23 protein-coding genes and 1 pseudogene are annotated in these 22,240 nt (G+C 69.8%); 12 read left to right on the top strand and 12 right to left on the bottom strand.

The genetic code is table 11. The annotated features are described in order from the left end of the window. Positions 1-9 precede the first annotated feature (9 nt). The 3 genes from ABZW96_RS32205 to ABZW96_RS32195 are packed head-to-tail and all read left to right on the top strand — an operon-like array spanning position 10 to position 3,155. Positions 10-1,230 carry a cytochrome P450 gene (locus ABZW96_RS32205; RefSeq protein ID WP_355079891.1) on the top strand — a complete coding sequence of 407 codons (1,221 nt, stop codon included), beginning with the start codon at positions 10-12 and terminating at the stop codon, positions 1,228-1,230. Then, the gene (locus tag ABZW96_RS32200; protein ID WP_355079889.1) at positions 1,224-2,423 is read left to right on the top strand and encodes an MFS transporter; all 1,200 of its coding nucleotides are present in this window, start codon (positions 1,224-1,226) and stop codon (positions 2,421-2,423) included. Before ABZW96_RS32205 ends, ABZW96_RS32200 begins: the two co-directional genes overlap by 7 nt. Positions 2,424-2,444: 21 nt before the next feature. Then, entirely contained in the window at positions 2,445-3,155 is a 711-nt protein-coding gene (locus ABZW96_RS32195) for a hypothetical protein (protein WP_355079969.1), read from the top strand. Positions 3,156-3,370: 215 nt separating this feature from the next. Here ABZW96_RS32195 and ABZW96_RS32190 read toward each other — a convergent pair whose 3' ends face one another. From ABZW96_RS32190 to ABZW96_RS32175, 4 genes are read right to left on the bottom strand one after another with little or no spacing between them, the layout of a single operon-like run. After that, positions 3,371-3,700, bottom strand: coding sequence for a ScnB (locus tag ABZW96_RS32190; protein ID WP_355079887.1), 330 nt, complete (start codon positions 3,698-3,700; stop codon positions 3,371-3,373). After that, positions 3,697-4,407: a thiocyanate hydrolase subunit gamma gene (gene scnC, locus ABZW96_RS32185; RefSeq protein WP_355079885.1), complete on the bottom strand. Its 711-nt coding sequence runs from the start codon at positions 4,405-4,407 to the stop codon at positions 3,697-3,699. Before scnC ends, ABZW96_RS32190 begins: the two co-directional genes overlap by 4 nt. Continuing rightward, positions 4,404-4,703: an SH3-like domain-containing protein gene (locus tag ABZW96_RS32180; protein WP_355079883.1), complete on the bottom strand. Its 300-nt coding sequence runs from the start codon at positions 4,701-4,703 to the stop codon at positions 4,404-4,406. The genes scnC and ABZW96_RS32180 overlap by 4 nt, the downstream gene beginning before the upstream one ends. After that, entirely contained in the window at positions 4,700-5,125 is a 426-nt protein-coding gene (locus ABZW96_RS32175) for a hypothetical protein (protein WP_355079882.1), read from the bottom strand. Before ABZW96_RS32175 ends, ABZW96_RS32180 begins: the two co-directional genes overlap by 4 nt. A gap of 635 nt (positions 5,126-5,760) precedes the next feature. Here ABZW96_RS32175 and ABZW96_RS32170 point away from each other — a divergent pair. After that, positions 5,761-6,567 (top strand): VOC family protein, encoded by an 807-nt coding sequence (locus ABZW96_RS32170; protein WP_355079880.1) that lies wholly within the window; start codon positions 5,761-5,763, stop codon positions 6,565-6,567. Positions 6,568-6,763: 196 nt separating this feature from the next. On the opposite strand, the gene ABZW96_RS32165 is transcribed toward ABZW96_RS32170, so the two are convergent. Together ABZW96_RS32165 and ABZW96_RS32160 are read right to left on the bottom strand one after the other, a co-directional pair. Continuing rightward, a complete protein-coding gene (locus ABZW96_RS32165) occupies positions 6,764-7,435 on the bottom strand; it encodes a response regulator transcription factor (RefSeq protein WP_355079878.1) in 672 nt (223 codons plus the stop codon). Further along, entirely contained in the window at positions 7,432-8,595 is a 1,164-nt protein-coding gene (locus ABZW96_RS32160) for a histidine kinase (protein ID WP_355079876.1), read from the bottom strand. Before ABZW96_RS32160 ends, ABZW96_RS32165 begins: the two co-directional genes overlap by 4 nt. 220 nt (positions 8,596-8,815) lie before the next feature. On the opposite strand from ABZW96_RS32160, the gene ABZW96_RS32155 reads away from it, so the two are divergent. Further along, on the top strand, positions 8,816-9,739 hold the full coding sequence (locus ABZW96_RS32155) for a sterol desaturase family protein (protein WP_355079874.1): 924 nt from the start codon (positions 8,816-8,818) through the stop codon (positions 9,737-9,739). A gap of 89 nt (positions 9,740-9,828) precedes the next feature. Here ABZW96_RS32155 and ABZW96_RS32150 read toward each other — a convergent pair whose 3' ends face one another. Then, the gene (locus ABZW96_RS32150) at positions 9,829-10,635 is read right to left on the bottom strand and encodes a nuclear transport factor 2 family protein (protein ID WP_355079872.1); all 807 of its coding nucleotides are present in this window, start codon (positions 10,633-10,635) and stop codon (positions 9,829-9,831) included. A 277-nt stretch (positions 10,636-10,912) separates the two neighbouring features. On the opposite strand from ABZW96_RS32150, the gene ABZW96_RS32145 reads away from it, so the two are divergent. Further along, positions 10,913-12,262 carry a TIGR01777 family oxidoreductase gene (locus ABZW96_RS32145; RefSeq protein ID WP_355079870.1) on the top strand — a complete coding sequence of 450 codons (1,350 nt, stop codon included), beginning with the start codon at positions 10,913-10,915 and terminating at the stop codon, positions 12,260-12,262. 364 nt (positions 12,263-12,626) lie between these two features. Here the strand turns inward: ABZW96_RS32145 and ABZW96_RS32140 are convergent, their stop codons facing one another. Continuing rightward, positions 12,627-13,472 (bottom strand): MerR family transcriptional regulator, encoded by an 846-nt coding sequence (locus ABZW96_RS32140; protein WP_355079869.1) that lies wholly within the window; start codon positions 13,470-13,472, stop codon positions 12,627-12,629. Positions 13,473-13,711: 239 nt separating this feature from the next. Here ABZW96_RS32140 and ABZW96_RS32135 point away from each other — a divergent pair, with 239 nt between their 5' ends. Both ABZW96_RS32135 and ABZW96_RS32130 read left to right on the top strand, forming a co-directional pair. Further along, positions 13,712-14,335, top strand: a complete 624-nt coding sequence (locus ABZW96_RS32135) for a lipocalin family protein (RefSeq protein WP_355079867.1) — start codon at positions 13,712-13,714, stop codon at positions 14,333-14,335. A 157-nt stretch (positions 14,336-14,492) separates the two neighbouring features. After that, a complete protein-coding gene (locus ABZW96_RS32130) occupies positions 14,493-15,818 on the top strand; it encodes a deoxyribodipyrimidine photo-lyase (protein WP_355079865.1) in 1,326 nt (441 codons plus the stop codon). 10 nt (positions 15,819-15,828) lie between these two features. Here the strand turns inward: ABZW96_RS32130 and ABZW96_RS32125 are convergent, their stop codons facing one another. Next, a complete protein-coding gene (locus tag ABZW96_RS32125; protein WP_355079863.1) occupies positions 15,829-16,389 on the bottom strand; it encodes a hypothetical protein in 561 nt (186 codons plus the stop codon). A 375-nt stretch (positions 16,390-16,764) separates the two neighbouring features. Then, positions 16,765-17,742, bottom strand: coding sequence for a UDP-glucose 4-epimerase GalE (gene galE / locus ABZW96_RS32120; RefSeq protein WP_355079861.1), 978 nt, complete (start codon positions 17,740-17,742; stop codon positions 16,765-16,767). A 270-nt stretch (positions 17,743-18,012) separates the two neighbouring features. Between galE and ABZW96_RS32115 the strand changes: the two genes are divergently transcribed. The 3 genes from ABZW96_RS32115 to ABZW96_RS32105 all read left to right on the top strand — a co-directional run bounded on the left by ABZW96_RS32115 (position 18,013) and on the right by ABZW96_RS32105 (position 19,523). Next, a complete protein-coding gene (locus tag ABZW96_RS32115) occupies positions 18,013-18,225 on the top strand; it encodes a hypothetical protein (protein WP_355079860.1) in 213 nt (70 codons plus the stop codon). A gap of 79 nt (positions 18,226-18,304) precedes the next feature. After that, the gene (locus ABZW96_RS32110; RefSeq protein WP_355079858.1) at positions 18,305-18,700 is read left to right on the top strand and encodes a hypothetical protein; all 396 of its coding nucleotides are present in this window, start codon (positions 18,305-18,307) and stop codon (positions 18,698-18,700) included. A 22-nt stretch (positions 18,701-18,722) separates the two neighbouring features. Then, the gene (locus ABZW96_RS32105; protein ID WP_355079856.1) at positions 18,723-19,523 is read left to right on the top strand and encodes a PIG-L family deacetylase; all 801 of its coding nucleotides are present in this window, start codon (positions 18,723-18,725) and stop codon (positions 19,521-19,523) included. Positions 19,524-19,815: 292 nt separating this feature from the next. On the opposite strand, the gene ABZW96_RS32100 is transcribed toward ABZW96_RS32105, so the two are convergent. Both ABZW96_RS32100 and ABZW96_RS32095 read right to left on the bottom strand, forming a co-directional pair. Then, positions 19,816-21,357 (bottom strand): HAMP domain-containing sensor histidine kinase, encoded by a 1,542-nt coding sequence (locus tag ABZW96_RS32100; protein WP_355079855.1) that lies wholly within the window; start codon positions 21,355-21,357, stop codon positions 19,816-19,818. Further along, positions 21,354-22,070 (bottom strand): response regulator transcription factor, encoded by a 717-nt coding sequence (locus ABZW96_RS32095; RefSeq protein WP_355079853.1) that lies wholly within the window; start codon positions 22,068-22,070, stop codon positions 21,354-21,356. The genes ABZW96_RS32100 and ABZW96_RS32095 overlap by 4 nt, the downstream gene beginning before the upstream one ends. Positions 22,071-22,159: 89 nt before the next feature. On the opposite strand from ABZW96_RS32095, the pseudogene ABZW96_RS32090 reads away from it, so the two are divergent. Next, positions 22,160-22,240, top strand: a pseudogene (locus tag ABZW96_RS32090) (pyridoxal 5'-phosphate synthase glutaminase subunit PdxT); the annotation flags it as partial.

Here is a 22,240-nt window from a genome sequence, read left to right as displayed (position 1 = left end):
AATATCCCGATGACTGAAATCGTCGAAGAAGATCTCGACTCCTATCCCTTTCCGCTCGGCCCACTCGGCGAGCCGCCGGAACGCTTCTCCGAACTCCGCGCGCAGTGCCCGGTCGTGCGGGTCCGCATGCCCAGTGGCGACACCGCCTGGGCGGTCACTGGATACGACGAAGTCGTTGCGGCGCTCTCGGATTCGCGACTGTCCCGCGCGGCCCTGCGGGAGCCGGGAGCCCCGCGCGTGATCAAGGGCCCCGACTTCGGGGACAATCCCTTCAATCTGCTCAGCCAGGACGGCGCCGACCACCGGCGGCTGCGGCGGCTGATCTCGCCGGCCTTCACACCCAAACGCGCCGAACAGAAGCGGCCGCGGATCCAGGAGATCGCCGACGAACTCGTCGACGCCCTCGAAGCGGGTCCGCGTCCGGCCGATCTGCACCACGACTTCGCGGCCCTGCTGCCGATCTGGGTGATCACCGATCTGCTCGGCGCGTCGCGGGAGCGCCGGGCCGACATCCAGCGCTGGACCGATCATCTGGTCAGCATCACCGCCCACACCGCCGACGAGCGGCTGCGGGCCAGGGACGAGTCCGCGGCCTATGTCGTCTCGCTACTGGCCGAGCGCCGCGGCGCGCCGGGCGAGGACCTGCTGTCGGACCTCATCACCGCGCGCGACGACGGGGACCGCCTCTCGGAGCAGGAATTGGTCTGGCTGACAGTCAATCTGCTGGTCGCAGGGCACGACACCACGGTGAGCGCGCTCAGTCGCGCGACGTATCAAATACTGCGGCACCAGGATCAGTGGGCCTCGCTGGTCGCGCGCGTCGATGACCGGGAGGTGGTGCGGCACGCGGTGGACGAACTGCTGCGCTACGCGCCGCCCTCGGAGATCGGCTTCCTGCGCATCGCCACCGATGATCTCGAGGTGGGCGGCGTCGCGGTGCGCAAGGGCGAGGGCGTCATCCCGATCATGCATGCCGCGGGGCGCGACACCCGCCACGTTCACGATCCGGACCGGCTCGATCTGTTCCGCGAGGATGTCAAACATGTGGCGTTCGGGCACGGCAGCCACTTCTGCCCGGGTGCGGGCCTGGCACGGCTCGAACTCGAGATCGGGCTGGCGACCCTCGCGCGGCGGCTGCCGGAATTACAGCTGGCCGTGCCGCCGGATGACGTCGAATGGTCCAGTGGACTGCTGACCCTGCGACCGAAGACGCTGCCGGCCCGGTGGTGACCTCGGCGGCCGGCTCCCGGGCCCGCGCCGTCCCGCAATGGCGTTGGCTGACCGTGCTGGCCACCTGTGCCTGTCTCGTCGGGCTGGACGCGCTGGTCGTCTCCCCGCTCGCACCGCGGATCACCCACGAGGTGGGCGCACCGCCGCGGGTGGGCGGACTGCTGGTCACCGCGTACGCCCTGGCCTATCTGGTCGCGGGTCCGGTCTTCGGGCCGCTGTCGGATCGGTGGGGCCGGACGCGGCTGATGACGCTCGGGCTGGCCGTCTTCGCGGCCGGCACCGCGGCGACCGGATTCGGCACGAATTTCATTGTATTGCTGGGCTTTCGAGTGCTCTCGGGCGTCGGCGCGGCGATGCTGGTGCCCGCGATCCTGGCCCATGTCTCTGGGCAGGTGCAGCCGCGGCGGCGCGGCGCCGCGATCGGCGTGATCGTGGGCGCGATGATGGGCGCGTCGGTGGCCGGCGTGCCCGCGGGGGCGTTCCTCGCCGGCGCGGTGTCGTGGCACTGGACGTTCTGGGGCATCGGCATCGCCGCCGCGGCGCTGCTCGGACCGCTCGCGAGGCTGGTGCCGGGCGGTGCGCCTACGGCGGCGGCCGGTGACGCGCCGATCCGCGCGGCGCTGGGCGATGCGGCGGTGGTGTACACCCTGCTGTGCACGTTCTTGTGGACCGCGGGCCTGCAGGGGATGTTCGCCAATGCCGGGCTCTTCTACGCCGACAACTTCGGATTGTCCACGGGCGCAGTTGGTCTGGCGCTGGCGGGCGGCGGCGCGATGAGCGTCGCCGGGAATGTCTGCGGCGGGCGGCTGGCCGATGCCGTCGGCGGCCGCCGGGTCGTCGCGGTGGCCACGCTGGTGGCGGCGGCCTCGGTCCTCGCGTTCTCGCTGTCCACCGGGTCGCTGGTGGCGGCCGTCGCGGTCCAAGTGGTCTGGGGCGGCGCGGTGGGACTGGGCCAGTCGGCGCTGACGACGCTGGCGGGCACCCTGCGGCCGCAGGCCCGCGGCACGGTGCTGGCGCTGAATTCCTCGCTGCAGTACGGCGGGATGATGGCGGGCACCGCGGCGGCAGCCGCACTGCTGCAGGCCGATTCGCCCTTCTGGGCGGTCGGAGCGCTGTGCTCGGTGTGCAGCGCCCTCGTTTTTCCGGTGGTCACCGTGCTGCTGCCCGTGACCACCGATTCGGACCCCTCGTAAGTCAATTCACTCCGAACAAGGATCGAAATGAAGAAGATACTTGTGTCGACGGCGCTTGCCGTCGCCGCGACCACGACCGCCGTGAATCTCGCCCAGGCGGCTCCCGCAGCGGGCGACGAGGCGGTGAACTACACCGCCGCCACCACCCCGCAGGCGGTCACCGTCACCACCGACGGCGGTTCGCTCACCGCCGACGACGGCGTATTCAAGATCACCGCGGCCGACGGCACGGTGCTCGCGGGCACCGAATTGTCGTTTCGGGTGGACGATTTCGTCTTTCCGATCACCGCGGACATCGCCGGTCACACCGCCACCCTGACGCCGCGATTCGACCTCGGCCACGCCGTCTACCGACCGGTGGCACTGCCTTACGAGGACTCCGCTCCCTGGAAGACCCCGTACGACCGCGAGGTCGCGGCCTGGAGCCGGATGACATCCACCATCGCCGCGGGCGCCACGATCGGCACCCTCGTCGGCGGCCTCACCGGCGGAGCCGTCGGCTGCGTCCTGGGCGGCATCGCGGGCGCGACGGTGGCCTCGGCCGCGATCGTCGGCCTGTTCGGCGCGTTCCTGCCTGCCGCGGCGGTGGGTTGCGTGGGCGGCATTCTCGCCATCGGAGCGCTGGGGACCTTGGTCGGGCAGCTGCTGGTGACCGCGCCCGTAGCGATCCTGGCGGCCTCCCAGTACTTCACCACGATCAACCAGCCGTTCAACCCGGCGCCGACGAAGTAGAAAGACGCCTACCGCTCGCCGCGTCTCCCAGGGTCGCCGGGAGACGGGGCTTCCGCCCCTGCGCGTCCGGCCTGCGGTGCGGGCCACGGGTGGATCAGCTCAGCGAAACGGCCCGAAACCACCTGGTTCCGGACCCTTTCGGCTGCGCGCTCCAGTTCCTCGGTTCGTCGGCTGCGAGCGAGCGTGTGCCGGCCAACGGGCTGGTTCCGAAGGCGCTACTGCCGGTGGAATCGCTCCCGGACGGCGTCCATGCGGGCGCGCAATTCGTTCGGGCTGATCACGCCGCGATCCATCAGGGTGTGCGCCGTGACGACGACCGATCGGGTGCGTACCGGGAAGTCGCGATAGATCGTCTCGCCCAGCGTGTCCTCGGCGTGGCGGCGTTCCAGGTTGTCGAACGCGCCGCGCCACGAGAGGCATTCGCACGTGGCCTGCATGCTGGACTCCCACGGGTCGGGTTTGCCGTCGAGCTCGGGCAGCGAGGTCTCCCGGTGCGACGCGGGGTCCAAGGTCTCCAGCAGGACTTCGTACGGACCGCTCGTCACGGGCGTCCCTCCTTCTCGGCGGCGGCTTCGACTCGGTTCGGTGGTTGCTGTGCGGTCCAGTCGGCCTGGGGCAGCGCCACGCCGATCATCGTGTCCCGGGTGACGATGGCGGCCAGCTGTTCCTCGGTCCAGCCCTCGGTGCCCTCGGGGCGCATCGGCATCACCATGAACCGCGACTTCTGGTTGGAGTCGTGCACGCGGATCTCGACGTCGGGCGGGAAGTGCAAGCCGAATTCGGCGAGCACTTCCCGGGGCCAGCGCACCAGGCGGCGACGGTAGTTGGGCGTGCGATACCAGTCCGGGGACATCCCGAGCACCGGTCGCGGATAGCACGAGCACAGCGTGCACACGATGACGTTGTGCACCTCGGGCGTGTTCTCCAGCACGTAGAAGTAGGTGTAGTCGCTCGGCGTCCCCGATCCGGTCGGATCGCGCCAGTCGATGCCGATCTCCTTGCACGTCTCGGTGCCGTCGGCGAGCAGGCGGGCTTTGAACTCGGGGTCGGTCCACGCCTTGGCGACCAGCTTCGATCCGCCGTGCGGACCCACCGATTCGGCCCACTCCGCGAACCTGCGGTGGTCTTCCTGGGAGAACAGCCCCTTCTCGATGGCGAGTTCCCGCACCGCCGTCTCGAGCACCTCGAATTCGCTGATCTCTTCGCTGGTCCGGATCGGCGCGTGCGCGTCGTGATCGTGGGTCCGGCTCACTGGGCATCCTCCTCCGCGGGCTCGAGCCAGCGCTCGGAGACCTCCGTCTCCAGGGTGTCGACGTCGAAGCCGGTGTATTTGGGCCATAAATCCTTCTGGCGGAATCGCACGACGTAGAACGGCTCGACGCGACCGTCGTCCCGTCCCCATGCCTCGTCCTCCGGGATGATCCACTCCGGCCGGTACTCGACGACGACACCGATGCGCCCGCGGGTGTAGGCCTGGGTGCGGGTGTGGAACATCGACGTGGCGTCGCGGACGCGCACACGGTCGCCGATCCGGTATCTCCTGCTCATGTGCGCGCCTCCATTCGTGCGCGTACTTCGTCCAGCTTGGCCGACAGTTCGTCGGGGGTGATCAATCCCTTGGCGACCAATGTCTTCGCCGCGACGGTCGCCCAGCGCGCGTAGTAGGGGAGACCGAAGTACAGCGTCGCGCCGAGGTCGTTCTCCGCTCGCCTGCGTTCCTCGGAGTTCCATACGCCGCGCCAGCCGAGGCATTCGCAGGTGACGTACGTGCTCATCTCCCAGGCCTCTTCCTCCTTCTCCCGGTACTCGACCGGAGTGTCCGGCTGGCCGCCCACGTCGTGCAGAACGTGTCGGAGGGCGGCGAACAACGCGTTCGAGATCTCGTAGGGCGAGTCCAGCGGCTCGCGAAAGACCGGTGCGAGGTCCGCGACGCGATGCTGCAACTCGTCGAATCGGTTCGGTGCGCTCATCATGTCTCCGAAGTGACGGATCCGGGGTCCACGGCGGGGCGGTTGCGGCAGGTGTGCTCGCGCACGCCTTCCCGCGTAGGAACTGGAGGGGGAACGAGCGCCATGGAAACTCCAACGGGACGGCCCGCCCAGCAGGCGGGTGCAGTCGGACGACGGGTGTGACCCCAGTCACAATCGCATGGTTCGGATACCGAGCGTACACGTCGAGATCGATTTGCTGAAGGATGCCTGTGGCGCGGCGAAGACGGGCGCGCCCGGCTCGGAGAATTGCGCTGCCGACCCTCTTGACTAGCGGAAAATGTGGAGGAAACTAGTCATTACACCGGAGCACCGGTAGGTGAGCGCACTGTCAGCTGAGACGTCGGTAGGCAGTGAAGACACCGACCCAGGATCCGGCTAGGCCCCCGGCAAGCCAGTCGCAAAACCGGAGACTCAGCGACGACTGAGGATCACGGAAACGACGAGACTACCGGGGACTGATCTGTGTAGGGGGTCTTTCGCCTGGTCTCAGGCTCGCGAACAGGACCGGAGTGTCGGCTGAATCGGCCCACTCCAACGGAATGCTGATGGTTGACTAGCCGTGTGCCGGCTGTCTCGGCCGCACATTCGGCAACCCGTATCAGGAGGCACCCGCAATGCCCACTCATGACGGAAGCTGGCCGCAGGGAACACCGTGCTGGGTCGACTGCCAGGTCGACGACCCGGCGCGCGCCCGCGAATTCTACGGCGCACTCTTCGGCTGGGAGATCCAGGACAGCCCGCCCGAGGCGGGGGGATACCTGATGGCGATGCGCAACGGCCGCGCGGCCGCAGGCATCGGACCCAAGCCGGAAGGCATGCCGATGCCGTCGGTGTGGACCACCTACCTCGCCGCCGACAGCGCCGACGCCATCGCGGAGAAGGTGAACGCCGCGGGCGGTTCGCTGATGATGCAACCGTTCGACGTACTCGATGTCGGCCGCATGGTCGTCGGCGCCGACCCCACCGGCGCGGTCTTCGGGATCTGGGAGGCCAAGGCCCACAGCGGCGCGGGGGTATACAACGAGCACGGCGCCTACTGCTGGAACGAGCTGCACACCAGCGACTACAAGAAGGCCCAGGAGTTCTACGCCGATGTGTTCGGCTGGCAGTACTCCGAAATCGGCGACGGCGAGAATTTCGTCTACTCCACCTTCAGCTTGCCGCAGGGCGGGGACGCCGTCGGCGGCATCAACGACTCGACGAAGATGCCGGGCGACAACCCGTCGTATTGGCTGGCCTGGTTCCAGGTCGGCAACACCGATGACGCGCTCGCCAAGGCGCGCGATCTCGGCGCCACCGTCATGTCCGGACCCGACGACAGTCCCTTCGGCCGCATGGGCCTCGTCCAGGGGCCGCAGGGTGAGGTCTTCGGCCTCATCGACCCGACGACGACAGTCGGGGAGCCGCCGACCGGCGCGTGAGTCGTCCGGCGGCGACAACCGAGCCGTTGCGCTCGCTTGTCGCCGCCGGAGCAATCGTGGTTTCGGCGGGGGTGTCGACGGACTCCGCGGCTCGCGGCGCGGGAGCGTAGGGCCCGGTCGACACGGTTCATGAACGACGCTCGTGCCGAAGGGTGCGACGATTCGTCGAGGTCCAGGCCACGGTCGGTATACCGGGTCAGTCGGAGCGCGCCGATTCCGGCGACACCAGACCGTGCTGATGGGCGTAGACCACGGCGTGGATGCGATCGCGGACACCGAGTTTGGCCAGGATGCGGGAGACGTGGGTCTTCACCGTCTCCTCGCCGACGCCGAGCTGAGCGGCTATCTCGGCATTGCTGCGCGCGTCGGCGAGCAACAGCAGCACCTCCAGTTCGCGGGCGGTGAGCTGATCGACCTCCGGTGGGGTGCGCGGCGGTGCGAGCGTGGTCGCGAAGCGGGAGACCAAACGGCGGGTCATCGACGGATCGATCAGCGCGTCTCCGCGCGCCGCGATCCGGATGGCCGTGACCAGTTCTTCCGGCGGCAGGCTCTTCAGCAGGAACCCGCTGGCGCCCGCCTGCAGTGCGCGATACAGGTTGGCTTCGCTGTCGTAGGTGGTGAGCACCAGGACGTGCGTGCCGCCCGCGGCCACGATCGCGGCGGTGGCGGCGAGCCCGTCCAGTTTCGGCATCCGGACGTCGAGGATCGCGACATCCGGTCGTACCCGGGCGGTCTCGCTGATCGCGGCGCGGCCGTCGCTCACCTCGGCGACGCAATCCAGATCCGGCTGACTGTCGACGACGGCGCGCAGGCCGGAACGGAACACGCTGTGGTCGTCGGCGATCAGGACGCGGATGGGCAGGTTCACGATCCTCCGATCGGCACCGACACCGTGGTGTGCCAGTGCGTGGCGTCGCGGCCGTAGTCCAGGTCGCCGTCGAACAGCTCGGCGCGGCGGCGGATTCCGTTGAGGCCACGCGGTACCGAGGTGTCCGCGGTGACCGGTTCGGGGGCGAGGGGATTGGTCGCGCGCAGCATCACCCGCTTGGGCAGGTACTCCACCTCCAGTCGCGCGTGCGTACCGTCTCCGTGCCGCAGCGCGTTGGTCAGCATCTCCTGCACGATGCGGTACAGCGTGATGTTCAGCGAGTCCGGCAGTTCCACCGCCTCGCCGCGCACGCTTGTCTCGACGTCCAGCCCGGCCGCGCGGACGTGCTCGATCAGCCCGTCGATGTCGGCCAGTCCCGGCTGGCGCTGCCCCTCGTCCTCGTGGCCGTGCAGCAGGTCGAGCTGGCGGCGCAGATCGACCATCGCGGCCCGGCTGCTGGACTCCACCGCGGACAGCGACCGGGCGGCGGCCTCGCTCGCCGTGCCGCCGAGGGCCAGCCGCGCCGCGCCCGCGTGGATGCCGATCGCGCTGACGTGATGCGAGATCACGTCGTGCAGGTCGCGGGCGATGGCGGCCCGCTCATCGGTGACCGCGCGCTCCACGGCCGTCCGGTGCTCCTGCTGCCGCAATCGGGCGCGCTGCTCCAGATCGGCGATGTAGGCGCCGCGCGCCGCCGTGTAGCGGCCGACCAGCCACGGTACGCAGCCCGCGGAGACGGTCGCGGCGAGCAACAGCCGCCAGTCGTGCGCCGCGGCGCTGTCGGTGAACAGGTGCGCTCCCGCGACTCCCGCGCACAGCAGCAGCATGGTGAGCACGGAGGTCGGCCCGGCGAGCCATGCCCCCGCGCGATATCCCGCCACCAGGAACCCGACGTCGGCGAATCGCACCGGGAATCCGTGCCGGTACAGCAGCAGCGCGGCCAGGAGCCGGACGAGCACCTGCACCGCCGCGACCACGCCCGCCGTCCGGGGCGGCGCGGCCAGGGCGAGATCGGCGGCGACGATCGCCGTCACGGCGGCGACCGTCTGCCACGGCGCCACCGCGAACACGCCGCACAGACCGAGCACCACCGCGTCGATGGCGGCGGCCACCACGGCGACCACCACCGACTGGCGAGCCAGCGACCTGCTCACGTCCACCAGTTCGTCACCGCCTCCATTCGGTTCCGGTGCCGAGCCCTGAGGGTGATCCTAATGATCGGGCCCCGTCCGAAGACGCCGCACGGACGACAACTCTGCCCGGGTGCGGACGCGCCCGCGTCCCCCGCGCGGGGGACGCGAAGTCCCTCATCGGCGCGATGTCTTCCCAGGCCCGAGCCCGTAGCGTCGGGGATCGACGGCAGACGAAGAAGGAGTACCCATGGGCCGTGTGGAGTTCGAGTTGCTGACCTACGCCATCCCAGCATTCGCGGCGCTCATGCTGGTCGAGTGGATCGCCTACCGCCGTGATCCCGACCGATCCGGCAACGGCGGATCGGCCAGCGACACCGCATCCAACGTGACGACGTTCACGCTGGGCAGGCTGGTCAAGCCGCTGATGCAGCATCTGGTGCCGTTCTCGGCGGTCGTCGTCGCCGCGGCGATCACGCCGCTGCACCTGTCGCCGCGATCGTGGTGGGTCTGGGTGCTCGGCTTGATCGTGACGGATCTCTGCTACTACTGGGCGCACCGCGCCGATCACCGGGTCCGGCTGATGTGGACCGCGCACAACGTGCACCACTCCAGCGAGCACTTCAACCTCTCCACCGCGCTGCGCCTCTCCTGGCTGCATCCGATCCCCAACATCCTGCGTGGACTGGCGTGGGTGCCCGCGGCGCTGCTGGGCTTCCCGGCCTGGATGATCTTCCTGTTGCAGGGCATCGGGCTGCTCTACCAGTTCCCGATCCACACCCAGCGGGTCCAGACGCTGCCGCGCCCGATCGAATTCCTGTTCAACACCCCGTCGCACCACCGCGTGCATCACGGGTCGAACAAGCCGTACATCGACAAGAATTACGGCGGCATCCTGATCATCTGGGATCGCATGTTCGGCAGCTTCGCCGCCGAGTCCGAACCGGTCCGCTACGGCCTCACCAAGAACATCGGCACCGACAATCCGCTGAAGGTCAACTACCACGAACTGGCGGCGCTGATCCGCGACGTGCGCGGCGCGAGCACCTGGCGCGGGCGGCTCGGGTACGTCTTCGGCCCGCCCGGCTGGACCGAGCACCCCGCACCACCTGCCTCGATCGAGCCGCCGGTCCGCGCCGAGGAGCACGTCCCAGCCGTGCGGCTCGCGTCCTGATCGACTGGTGACGGGTAGCCGGGCGGCACGAGCCGTCCGGCTATCGGCGCATTCGTGCCGCTCGAGACCGGCGGAGACGTGAATTCGGATCAGACGGAATCGAGATAGAACCGCAGACTCGTGATGCCGTCGCCATCGGTCGCGAACTCCACGACCGCGACTCCCGGTATCGCGCCGAGCCGCACACTCGCCGTGACGGTGCGTCCGGCGGCGATCACCTTGCTCCAGCGCATGTTGCGCGCTCGATTCGTGAACTCCTCCACCGACACCGGTGTGCCCGCGGGCAGTTCGATGTCGACCCGCTGCCCGAGCAGCTCGCGCACGGCGCTGAGGTCGGTGCTCGCCGCGGCGGCGAAAAGCCTTGTGGTAGACCGCTTTCCGCGACGGCCCACGCCGCCGAGCGCCCGCAGCATGCCCAACGCCCCACCGACGCCCTGGTTGACGATCAACTGCGGTCCGAGCTTCAACGCGGCGGCGAGCCCGGGCAGCCCGGTGCGCAACAGCTGCCAGATCATGCCCGCCAACTCCCAGTGCGCGGCCAGGTAGGCGATCTTCCAGACGCCGTCCTGTTCCACCAGCCGGTAGCGCAGATGCATCGGGACCGAGACGGTGGCGCCGGTCGACATCGTGGTGACGATGGTCAGGTCGCGCAGCACCGTCGGCGGATGGACCAGGTCGCGGTCGACCCGGAACGCGATGGTGTTCGGCCCGATGAAGGTGTCGTAGAAGCGTTCGATGGCGGCGCGGCCGACGTGCGGGCGCGAGCCCACCGGGTCGTTGACCTCCGCGTCCGGGGCGAACAGGCCGACCCACGCGGACTTGTCGTGCGCGGCGACCGCGAGCGGCGACGCCTCGACGGCCGTCAGCAGCGCTGCCCTCGAGTGATCCAGCGGCATGGCAGAACCTCCGTCGACGTGAGCCGGACTCGACACATGGTAGAACAAGTTCTAGTTTTGGCGTCGCGTTCCGGTGTGTCCGCGCCGGTCGCCTCCGCACGACAAGGGAACTCGATGGACTGATCCACCGGGGGCCTGTGCCGCTCGCGAATCTATCGAGCCAGATGGATTGCATCGGACCAATTTGTCGCGGGTAGTTTCCTGCGGTTTTTCGGGAAGTTTGGCTGAAACGATGCGGAAACGCTGCGTCTGGGCGATTTCGGGTTACAGTCGGGTCATGGGTATCGAGTACGCGAGCGTCATCGATCTACCCCGGTCCGAGGTTTTCGCCTGGCACGCGCGCCCCGGCGCCATGACCCGCCTGGCGCCGCCCTGGCAGCCGGTGTCGCCCCGCGCCGAATCGGACTCGCTCTGCGACGGGCGGGCGGTGCTCGGACTGCCCGGCGGCCTGCGCTGGGTGGCCCGGCACGATCCTCGTGAGTACGACCCGCCGCGCCGATTCGTCGACGCGGTGACCGTCGACGGAATCGGGTCGCTGCCCGCCGGGCTGCTGCCGTGGCGGCACACCCACGATTTCGAGGTCGTCGACGAGACGCGCACCCGGGTGGTGGACCGGGTGGACGCGCCGGTGCCCGCCGCGGTGCTGCGCCCCATGTTCGCCTACCGTCACCGGCAGCTCGCCGACGATCTCGCGGCCCACGCGCGGGCGGCGGGGGCGGGGTTCGTGTCGAAGACCGTCGCGGTGACCGGAGCATCCGGCACGGTCGGTTCGGCGCTGGCCGCGTTCCTGTCCGCCGGCGGTCATCGCGTGGTGCGGCTGGTCCGGCATCCACCCCGCGCCGCGGACGAAAGACAGTGGGTCACCGCCGATCCCGCGTCGGATCTGCTCGACGGCGTGGACGCGGTGGTGCATCTGGCCGGTGCTTCCATCGCGGGCCGGTTCACCGAGGGACACAAGCGAGCCATCGCCGACAGCCGGATCGGACCGACCCGCGCACTCGCCGAAGTGGCGGCCCGGGCGGCGGTGCCGGTGTTCGTGAGCGCTTCCGCGATCGGCTACTACGGCGCCGACCGGGGCGACGAGGCGCTGACCGAGCAGTCGGCGCGCGGTGCGGGCTTTCTCGCCGACGTGGTCGAAGGATGGGAGGCCGCGACGGCGCCCGCCGCGGAGGCGGGGGTGCGGGTGGTGCGCGTGCGCACCGGAATCGTGCAGTCCCCGCGCGGCGGCACGCTGCGGCTGTTGCGCCCGTTGTTCACGGCCGGGCTCGGCGGGCGCATCGGTGACGGTCGACAGTGGCTGTCGTGGATCGGGATCGATGACCTGATCGACGTCTACCATCGGGCGCTCTGGGACACCGGCTTGTCTGGCGCGGTCAATGCGGTTGCCCCGCAGCCTGTTCGGAACGCGGAGTACACCAAGGTCCTCGCGGGCGTGTTGCATCGGCCCGCACTGTTTCCGGTACCCGGGTTCGGTCCGGCTCTGCTACTGGGGCGCGAAGGCAACCGGGAAGTGGCTTCGGCCAGCCAGCGTGTCGTGCCCGCGCGACTGACCGAAGCCGGTCACCCGTTCCGTACCCCGGCCCTGGAACCGGCGCTGCGGCACTTGCTCGGCAGGTCCGCGGACTGACCTCGGCGACACCGAGGGGACGCCTGAGGCGGTTCTGGGTCCGGCGGGATGTCGTTCATGGGCGAGTCGCGTCCGGTCGGTGGCCGCAGTCGACGCGAGACGTTGCGTAGGCGAGGGCCGAATCGTGTTACGGCGCATTGCTGCCGACGGGTGGCGAGAGCTGGGATGGCGGTGGCGTGTGCTCGATCATCGCCCGTCTTCCTACTGTGGCGCTGCGACAGCGATTCGCCTCTCGGTAATGCATCAATTTTGCATCGAATAGTGGGGAGAAGGATCGGTGCCGTCAGTCGTCGATCGGATCCCACATGATCTGCGCCGGAGAACGATCCGCGGCGAGTGTTCCGTTCCGGCGTATCTCGACGCCTCAGGCGAGCAGGTCGGCGGCGTCGAGCAGGCTGTCGACACGTTCCACGCCGTCGGGGAGGAAGACCGCCTCCCAGCCGGGGCCGCCGACCAGGACTCGGGCCCCCGCGCCGAGGCACGCGCGTACCGCGGAGGTCAGCGCGGTGGACTCCTGCTGCGACCACAGCAGCACGGCGGCGGGGTTTTCGAACCGGGCCAAGGTGTCGGCGAGCGCGGCGGCGGGCACGTCGGCGCCGAGCATCCGCGCCCCCACGCCGCGTTCGGCGAGGGCCGCGCGCAGCACCTCCAGCGGAAGCGAATGCGTTTCCCCGCTGGTGCAGGCGAGTACCACCGGCGTCGTGCCGACGGGCGCGGACGGCGGGTTCGTCCGGTGCAGCACCGAGATCACGCACCAGGACAGCAAGTGCTCCACATCGATGCAGCCCTCACCGCTGAGCTGACGGTCGACGATGTCGGCGAAAGCCGGTCGGCACAGCAGATCCCAGGTGTCCACCACGCCGAACGCGCGGACATGCGCTTCGATTCGATCGGAGACCGCGGTGGTGTCCAACGCGAAGGCCGCCTCCAGCAACGATTCGCGGCGCCCGAGGGTGGGCGCTGGCCCGCGCACCGCGGCGGCCGCGCCCGCCGGGCTCGCGCCCCCGCGGATCAGGGTCAGCATCCGCTCGAGCATGGCGATGTCGGCTTCGGTGTACAGGCGGTGCTTGCCAGGGCGGTGCTGCGGCGGGCCGATGTCGTAGCGGCGGTTCCAGCTGCGCAGCGTCGCGGTCGGGATACCGAGGCGTTCGGCGACCGCGCGCACCGTGTATCCGGCCGCGTCGGACACGGGGACGGGACCGGCGGGCATCGCACTATTCTGCCCGCCGCCGACGGGATTCGTTCCACCCGGCCGGTCGACGGGTCCGCGCGGCGGCGCCACGTCATCCTCGATCCCGGGCCGGGCGGTCGCGCGTGAGCCGACGGGCTGTCGCCGTGAGCCGGGGCGCTGTCCACGGTGTCATCGGTCCTCCGGGAAGAGCTGTTTGCATCAATTATGCATCGTTCTATGCTAGTGTGGACCGCGTCGCCGATTTCCGAGGAGTTAGCGTGCACCGTCGCAATCTGCTGCGTACGTCCACCCGCCTGCTCGTCGCGGCGGTGTCGGCCCTGTCCGTCACGGCGCTGGCGGCGGGCGGCGCCTCGGGGGAGCCCGGCCAGGTCGCCGGGCCCGCGCCGGTGCCGCGCCTCGAACTGGAGCGATATCTGGGCACGTGGCGTCAACTCGCCGCCATCCCGCAGTACTTCAACCTCGCCTGCGCGCGGGACACGCAAGCGAACTACGCGCTCGATCCGCAGGGCAATATCGCGGTGCGCAACACCTGCACCACGTGGGCGAACACGCAGAACGAGATCAACGGCACCGCGGTGGTGAACGATCGGGAGACCGGGGCGCAACTGCACGTCAGCTTCCCCAGCGTGCCGACCCAAGACGCCTTGGACGGGCCGACCAACTACATCGTCACCGCGCTCGGCCCGGATTATTCGTGGGCGGTGGTCACCGACCCGAGCCGGGCGTCCGGATTCGTCCTGGCTCGCGCGGTGTCGCTGGAGGCCGATGCGTGGCAGCAGGTCCGCGCGGCGATCACCGCCGCGGGCCAGAACACCTGCCTGTATCTGACCTCACCGACGACAGGCGGTGAGTCGCGCATCGTCCCGCTCTGCGCGGGGTGATCCGGCGTGTTCGGCGCTCGCGAGGGTCGCGTCGCGCGGTATGGCTGAGCCGCCCGATGCCGTCCCGGCGCGGCCCTCATGGGCGCCGAGCACGAACCGCACCGTCCGAAGGAGGCTCGAGAATGACCATTCGCGCCGCATGCCGGGAGCGTGCGCGGTGACCGTCACGATCGCTTTGTTCACCCGCGACCTGCGGGTGCGAGACAATCCGGTGCTGACCGCCGCGCACCGGGAGGGCGCCGAGGTGGTGCCGCTGTTCGTGCTCGACGACGCCATCCTCTCCGGCCGCTTCGCCGCGCCCAACCGAGCCAGGTTCCTCGCCGCCGCCCTCGCCGAGTTGGACGACGAACTGCGCGCCATCGGCGGCGGCCTGGTCGTGCGCCGCGGTGACGTGGCCGCGGAGGTCGATCGCGTGGCGGCGCAGGTGCGCGCCGCGAGCGTGCACGTCGCCGCCGACGTCAGCGGCTACAGCCGCCGGCGGGAACGCGCGCTGCGCGAGCTTCTCTCCCGCCGCGACTGCCTGCTGCACACACATCCCGCCACCGTCACCGCCGCCGATCCGGAGACGCTGTTGCCCGCCACCGGGCGCGACCACTTCGCGGTCTTCAGCCCGTATTTCCGGCGCTGGTCCGACGCGCCACAGCGCAAGCCGCTGAACAAGCCGCGCAACCTCACGGTGCCGCGGGTGTCCGGCCTGCCGCTGCCGGACGCGGCCGAGCTGTGCGCGGGCCCGACGTCGCCGCAGCTCACGGTGGGCGGTGAGACGACGGGCCGGAAGATCCTGCGCGACTGGTTGTCCGGGCCGGTGGAACACTACGCGCGCGACAACGACGACCTCGCCGCCGACGCCACCTCACGGCTGTCGCCCTACCTCCATTTCGGCTGCTTGTCGCCGGTGGAACTGGCGCACCGGGTCGACATGTCGACCGAGGGCGGCCACGCGTTCGCCAGGCAGCTGGCTTGGCGCGACTTCTACCACCAGTTGCTGGCCGCCCGCCCGTCCGCGGCCTGGTCGGACTACCGTCCCCGCTCGATCCGCTGGCGCGACGACCAGCAGGCGATCGACGCCTGGCGGGACGGGCGCACGGGGCACCCGGTCGTGGACGCGGGCATGCGGCAGCTGCGTGCGGAAGGCTGGATGCACAACCGGGCACGCCTGATCACTGCCAGCTTCCTGACCAAGTCGCTGCTGGTCGACTGGCGGGTCGGAGCGGAGCACTTCCTGCGCTGGCTGGTGGACGGCGATCTGGCGAGCAACCAGCTCAATTGGCAATGGGTCGCGGGTACGGGGACCGACACCAGGCCCAACCGGGTGCTCAATCCGCTGCGCCAGGCGCAGCGCTACGACCCGGACGGCGCGTACGTCCGGCGCTGGATTCCGGAGCTGGCGCATCTACCCGGTGCGCGCATTCACCGACCGTGGCGGGAAAACGTCGATACGGCGGACTACCCGGCGCCGATCATCGACGTCGTCGGGATGTAGTGGGGCCGAGTCACCCGGACAGCTCGTTCGGCGGCTGCGCGACGAGCACGGCGTCGGCGACCGACTCGAAGGCTCTTATCACGTTCTCCAGTTCGTCGCCGACATCCCGCATCCCGGCGATCGCCGCCAGATCGTCGATGTCGAAGTACCACCGTGCGAACAAGCGGCGGAACGCGTCGTCGGCGTCGCCCGCGAGCCGCAGGATCTCGGCGCGATAGCGCGCCGCCCCGACCGGATCCCACGGTGCCGCGAACGATCGGGCCGTGTTCCGGCCGCATTCCTCGACGATGCCGATGATCTCGGCGAGTTCGTCCGCGAGCGCCGTCACGCGGTGCCGGTGGGCGAGCTCGGCTGTCGCCGCGAGGTGGACCACGACATCGCGCAAAGCGCGGGTGAGATCGCAGTTCGGCTCGCACGCGATGTCCTCGGCGAGTGCCGAGAGCCGAGCGTGTACCGCGTCGGGAACGACGGGGAGCATGTCGAGCATCGCCGCGGCCCGCCCGACCGTATCCGCCGCCCGGCGAGAACAGTCGTGCGAGTGTCTCCGGGCCAACGGTTGCGACGATGTCACAGGTGCTCCTGACGGTCGATCGAAAGGTTTGGCGCGCGGCGACGTTCCGCCCCGCGGTCGCGACCGGTGCCGCGACACAGATGATTCGAAGAGCGAGGACACGCGGATCAAGCCGCCTCGACCACCTGGGTTCCCGCGCGAGCTTGGCGAATCCCGTTCGCGCGCGTTTGAATTGATGTGTCGAGGATTTGCCATGTCCGAGGAAAGGGGCCTGTCATGGGCACCGTCGAAATCGCGATCACCATCGGCCGCATCGTGGACACCTTGCAGAAGGCGCTGATCCTGCTCATCCTCTGAGCGACTCGTGTTTCCCGGGCCCGCCGACGAAGGTTGCCCGGGAATCACGGAGATTCGCTGGATCGTTCTTCCGGTCGATCAGTCGCCGTGCACCGACCGGTGGAACTCCCATGCGTCGGAGACGATGTCGGCGAGGTCGGGGCGCTGTGGCTTCCAGCCGAGCCGGGTCCCCGCTTTGCCGCTCGCGGCCACGCAGACGGCCGGGTCACCCGGCCTGCGCGGGCCGTAGTGGACCGGGAAGTCGCGTCCGGTGACTTCGCGCACCGTGTCGAGCACCTGCCGGTTGGAGTACCCGCTGCCGTTGCCGAGGTTGTACACCTCGTATTCGCCGGGACGGATGGCCTCCAGCGCCAGCAGGTGCGCGGCGGCCAGATCGGCCATATGCACATAGTCGCGGATGCAGGTGCCGTCCGGTGTCGGGTAGTCGGTGCCGTAGAGGGTGAACGAATCGCGTTGTCCCGCAGCGGCTTGCAGCAGGATCGGGATCAGGTGCGACTCCGGCTCGTGCCGCTCGCCCAGGTGCGTGTCACCGGTGACGACGGCGCCGGAGGCGTTGAAGTAGCGCAGCGACGCCGCGCCGAGTTCGCTCGCGCCGCACTCGCCCGCGATCATCAGGTCCACCGTCGCCTTGGTCGCCGCGTACGGGTTGGCCGGACGCACCTCGGCGCTTTCGTCGAAGGGTGTGCTGCCGTCGCCGGTGTACATCGACCCGGTGCTGGAGAAGATCAGGCGCGGGGTGCCCGCGGCGCGAACGGCGCGCAACAGGGCGAGCGAGCCTTCGATGTTGTTCCACCAGTACTTCTCCGGATTCGCGACCGATTCGGCGACCTCGATCTTGGCGGCGAAGTGCAGCACGCCGTCGAAGCCCGCCGCCGGGGTGAGCACATCGGCGACGCGGTGGACCGACAGCTCGTGGAACGTCACGCGCGGCGGAAGGTTCGCCGGGAAGCCGGTGGACAGGTCGTCGAGAATCACCACTTCATGGCCCGCGTCGACGAGTTGATGCGCGACGACGCCGCCGATGTAGCCGGCGCCGCCGGTGACGAGAAGCTTCACGGATGTCCTCTCCTGGGGGTGGCTGGCGGAAGATCTCAGAGTAGGCCGTGACGAGGGCGCCGACGGCCGGGTCCGGGTTCCGAACCATCATCGCGTCCGAGCCCGGCCGGGGAACGCTGTCGAAGCTGTGAATTCGCTGGAGATATCGATCCGGCTGCCAGCTATTTCCCATCGCAGTATCGGGCTCCCTCGAGATCCCGGGCCGAGGATCGTTCTCGCGGTCGAAGTCCGGCCGATGGCCCCACGGGCCGATACCAAGGGAGAACGAGTATGAAGGCGTTGAAGTCCAAGGTGGCGAAGGCCGCGGCCGTCGGAGGCATCGCTCTGGCGGCGGTCGGCGTCGGCGCGGGCGTCGCGAGCGCGGATCCTGGCCACGACGATCGTGACCACGGCCGCGGCCCGGTTCCCGAGCAGCACCACCAGGACCCGCAGCCGAGCCCGCACGGATTCTGGTTCTTCAACCAGTGGGTCCCGCTGCCCTGAGTCCTTCGACACGCCGCCGATCAGGTCGATTACCTCGCTGGTAATCGACCTGGTCGGCATTGTGGGCGAGGCTCGGAGCATGGTGACGAACAGCAGCCGGCGAAACCGCTCCGCACTGGCCGGTGCGCTGCGCGGCTTGGCGCTCGGACGCGTCGCGCTGGGCTCGGCCGCGCTCGTGGCCCCGCGGACGCTGACCACGGCGCTCGGCGTGCGGCCCACGCCCGAACTCGACTACATGACCCGGATCTTCGGCGCGCGGGCGATCGCGCTCGGCCTCGGGTATCTCACCGCGCCCGCCGAGGAGCTGCCGCGCTGGCAGCGCCTGGCGTTGCTGGTGGACATCCTCGACACGACACACGGCGGGGTGCGCGTCCTGCGTGGCGACATCCCCCGGCCGACCGCGGTCGCGCTGGTCGCCCTGACCGGCGGGTACATGCTCGTCGGCGCGACCAGGCTGGCCAGGGATCTGCTGTGAATGTCTTTGGCACACTGGTGTGATGGCGACCGTTGTGGCATTCCACGCGCACCCCGACGACGAGACGCTACTGACCGGCGGGACGCTGGCCGGGCTGTCCGCCGCCGGGCACCGGACCGTCATCGTGGTGGCCACCGACGGCCATATGGCCGATCTCGACGGCCGGAAGGCGCTGCGGCTCGGTGAGTTGGAGGCGAGCGCCGCCGCCCTCGGCGTGCACCGCGTAGCGCACCTCGGCTACGCCGACAGCGGGCACGGCCCGGTGCTGTACGCCGACCCGCCGGACCGGATGCGATTCGCCCGCGCGGACCCCGGGGACGCGGCGCGTCGGCTGGCCGCGATCCTGCGCGAGGAGAACGCGGAGATCCTGCTCAGCTACGACCGCAACGGAGGGTACGGCCACCGCGACCACATCCGCGTGCACGAAGTGGGCAAACGCGCGGCCGAATTCGCCGGAGTGGCGCGCGTTCTGGACGCCACCCTGCCCCGCGATGGTTACGCACGGCTCGTGCGTGCGCTGACGCGGCTGGGACTTCCTTTCCACTACGACTTATCGGTGCTCGACTCGTTCTACAGTCCGCGTTCGGCGATCACCCACCGGATCGACGTCTCCGCCCAAGCCGCCCGCCGCAAGAGGGCTCTGGCCGCCCACCGGTCGATCATCGAGGGCTCCAGCCGCTTCGCGGCCATCGCGAAGGTGCTACTTCGCATGCCGACGCCGGTGTTCGCCAGGGTGATGCGCTGGGAGTGGTTCGCCGAAGAAGGCGCTACCTCCACCTCGGGAACTCCGCTCGACGACATCTTCCGGCCCGCGTCCCGCTGACGGTGTGCCCTCGGTGCGCGACCCACCGCGTTACTTGTGCGATTGCGCCGACGAGATTTCTCGAAGCAAGCAGCATTCGATTCCGGCGCGGGTCGTGATGCGCGGGCTGGTCCGACTGGATCCGGACGAGCGTCGCCGGGACCGCGCCGAACCCGGGCGCTCCCAGCCGGGGCGTCGATGCCGATAGAACACGGCCGCTGGTTGCCCGCGCGTCAACGGGAAGCCGACCGGTATTCGACGGTTGCGTCAGGTGAGCGGTGAGGTTCGGCGCGGAAGCCTCTTTCGCGGCGGCCTACTGCGGTGGCATCCGCTCACCTGTGGAGCGCGTATCGGCGGGTTCCCGCGGCATCACCACGGTGAAGGTCGCACCGCGTCCCGGTTCGCTGTCGACCGACACGCGTCCGCCATGGGCCGTCACCAGGGCTTGGACGATGGACAGGCCGAGGCCGGCGCCGCCGCTGGTGCGAGTGCGTGAGGCGTCCGCGCGGTAGAAGCGTTCGAACACCCGGGCGGCGGCCTCGGGAGACAGGCCGGGGCCCGCGTCGATCACGTCGACCCGGACACGGTCGGGGGCGGCCGTGAGCCGCACCGTGATCGGCGTTTCCCGCGGGGTGTGGGTCAGCGCGTTGCCGAGCAGGTTGCCCAGTACCTGGCGCAGGCGGGCCTCGTCGCCGATGACGTCCATGGTTCCCTCGCCGTCGCCGAGTGCCAGTGTGATCGGGCGATCCGGCGCGTCGGGCGAGGGTTTCTGGCGGGCGGCGATGGCCCTGGCGTTGTGCACGGCGTCGCCGGCGAGGGCGAGCAGGTCGACGGGTTTGCGCTCCAGCGGGCGTTTCTCATCCAGTCGCGCCAGCAACAGCAGATCTTCGACCAGCAGACCCATCCGCTCGGCCTCGGCCTCGATCCGGCCGACCACCATCCCCGCGTCGCTGCTGGCGCCCTGACGGTACAGCTCGGCGAAACCGCGGATCGTGGTCAGCGGCGTGCGCAGTTCGTGGCTGGCGTCCGCGACGAAGCGGCGCATCCGCGTCTCCGAGCGGCGGGCCGCTTCCTCCGAGGCCTCGGTGGCGGCCACGCCGTGCTGGATCTGCGCGAGCATCTCGTTCAACGACCGCGCCAGATGGTCGACCTCGGTGTCGACGCCGCGCACCGGGACCCGCCGGTGCAGGTCGCCGCCTGCGATCGCCGCCGCGGTCTGCTCCACCTCGCGCAAGGGCCGCAGGCTGCGCCGGATGACCAGGTAGCCGACGGCGCCGAGGGCAAGCAGTGCCGCCGCCCCCGTGCCGATCTCGAAGAAGATCAGCCGCGATACCGTCTCCTGGTTGTCGGTGAGTGGCAGGCCGATGGTGGTCGAGCCGTACTGGTTGGTGGTGGTCAGTACGCGCCAGCGCACCGAGGAACCGTCCGCGGAACCCACCGTCTGCGGGGTGTGGGCTTTCGCGCCGCTGAGATCCGGGTTGCCCGCGGCGCTGTTGGCGCCCGGTAGGTCCTGATACACCTGCCCGTCGGCGCCGGTACGCAGTTCGAAGAACCGGCGCGGCTGCTCGCCCGCCGATCTCGGCTGTACCGGCAGGGCCGGGAGATCGGCCGGAAGCCATTGCACTCGACCGTCGCTGGTCGTCACTTGGCGCATCGGACGCGGTTCCGCCCACTGCCGTGCCGCGTCGTAGAGCTGCTCGTCGGTGCGCTGGGTGAGCGATCGGCTCAGCGCCGAGGTCACCGCCGCGCCCGACGCGAACAACGCCGCCGCGGTCAACAGCAGCAGCACGATCACCAGCCCTATCCGCAGCGGGACCGCCGACACTCGCCGCGCGAGTTTCTCCCGTACGCTCACGTCCGGCTCACCTGCGGTTCGCGCAGCACGTATCCCACGCCACGCAGCGTGCGCAGCAGCTTCGGTTCGGTGGTGTCGATCTTGCGCCGCAGGTACGACACATACGACTCGACCACGCCCGCGTCGCCGCCGAAGTCGTAGCGCCAGACGTGGTCGAGGATCTTCGGCTTGCTCAGCACCTTGCCCGCGTTGACCATGAAGTACCGCAGCAGGGTGAACTCGGTCGGCGACAGCGACACCGGCGCGCCCGCTTTCCACACCTCGTGGCTGTCGTCGTCGAGCACAAGGTCGCCGACCGACATCCGGCTGGCGTTCTCCTGGACGGACTGTATTCCGCTGCGGCGCAAGATGACTCGGAGCCGGGCGATGACCTCCTCCAGGCTGAACGGCTTGGTCACGTAGTCGTCCGCGCCGAGGGTGAGGCCGGTGAGCTTGTCGTCGACGTCGTCACGCGCGGTCAGGAAGAGCACGGGGGCGTCGACCCCGTCGGCGCGCAGTCGCCGCAGCATCCCGAAACCGTCCATGCCCGGCATCATCACGTCGACGACGAGCGCGTCCGGCCGGAAGGTGCGCACGCGGTCCAGCGCCTCGATTCCGCTGAGCGCGGTGGCCACCTCGAAGCCCTGGAACCGCAGGCTCACGGCGAGCAGTTCGATGATCATCGGTTCGTCGTCCACGATGAGGACGCGGGCTTCGGGTTCGGTGCCGGTCATGATCCCATGATTGCGCCGCAGGCACGGAGCGACCTGCGAGCAAGCTGGGTATTTCCTGGGAGCCACGCGGGCGCGGACACGCGAACGGAGCCAAGCTGCTGCAGGCCTTCGACCTGCTGGAGCCGCTGCGCGCGCGGCTGCGCGACGGTATGCCCGCGTTCGGTTCCTGT

The sequence above is a fragment of the Nocardia sp. NPDC004168 genome, from assembly GCF_040610355.1.
In the GTDB taxonomy this organism is placed as follows: Bacteria; Actinomycetota; Actinomycetes; order Mycobacteriales; family Mycobacteriaceae; genus Nocardia; species Nocardia sichangensis.
This window is presented reverse-complemented; position numbering and strand designations above follow the sequence as displayed.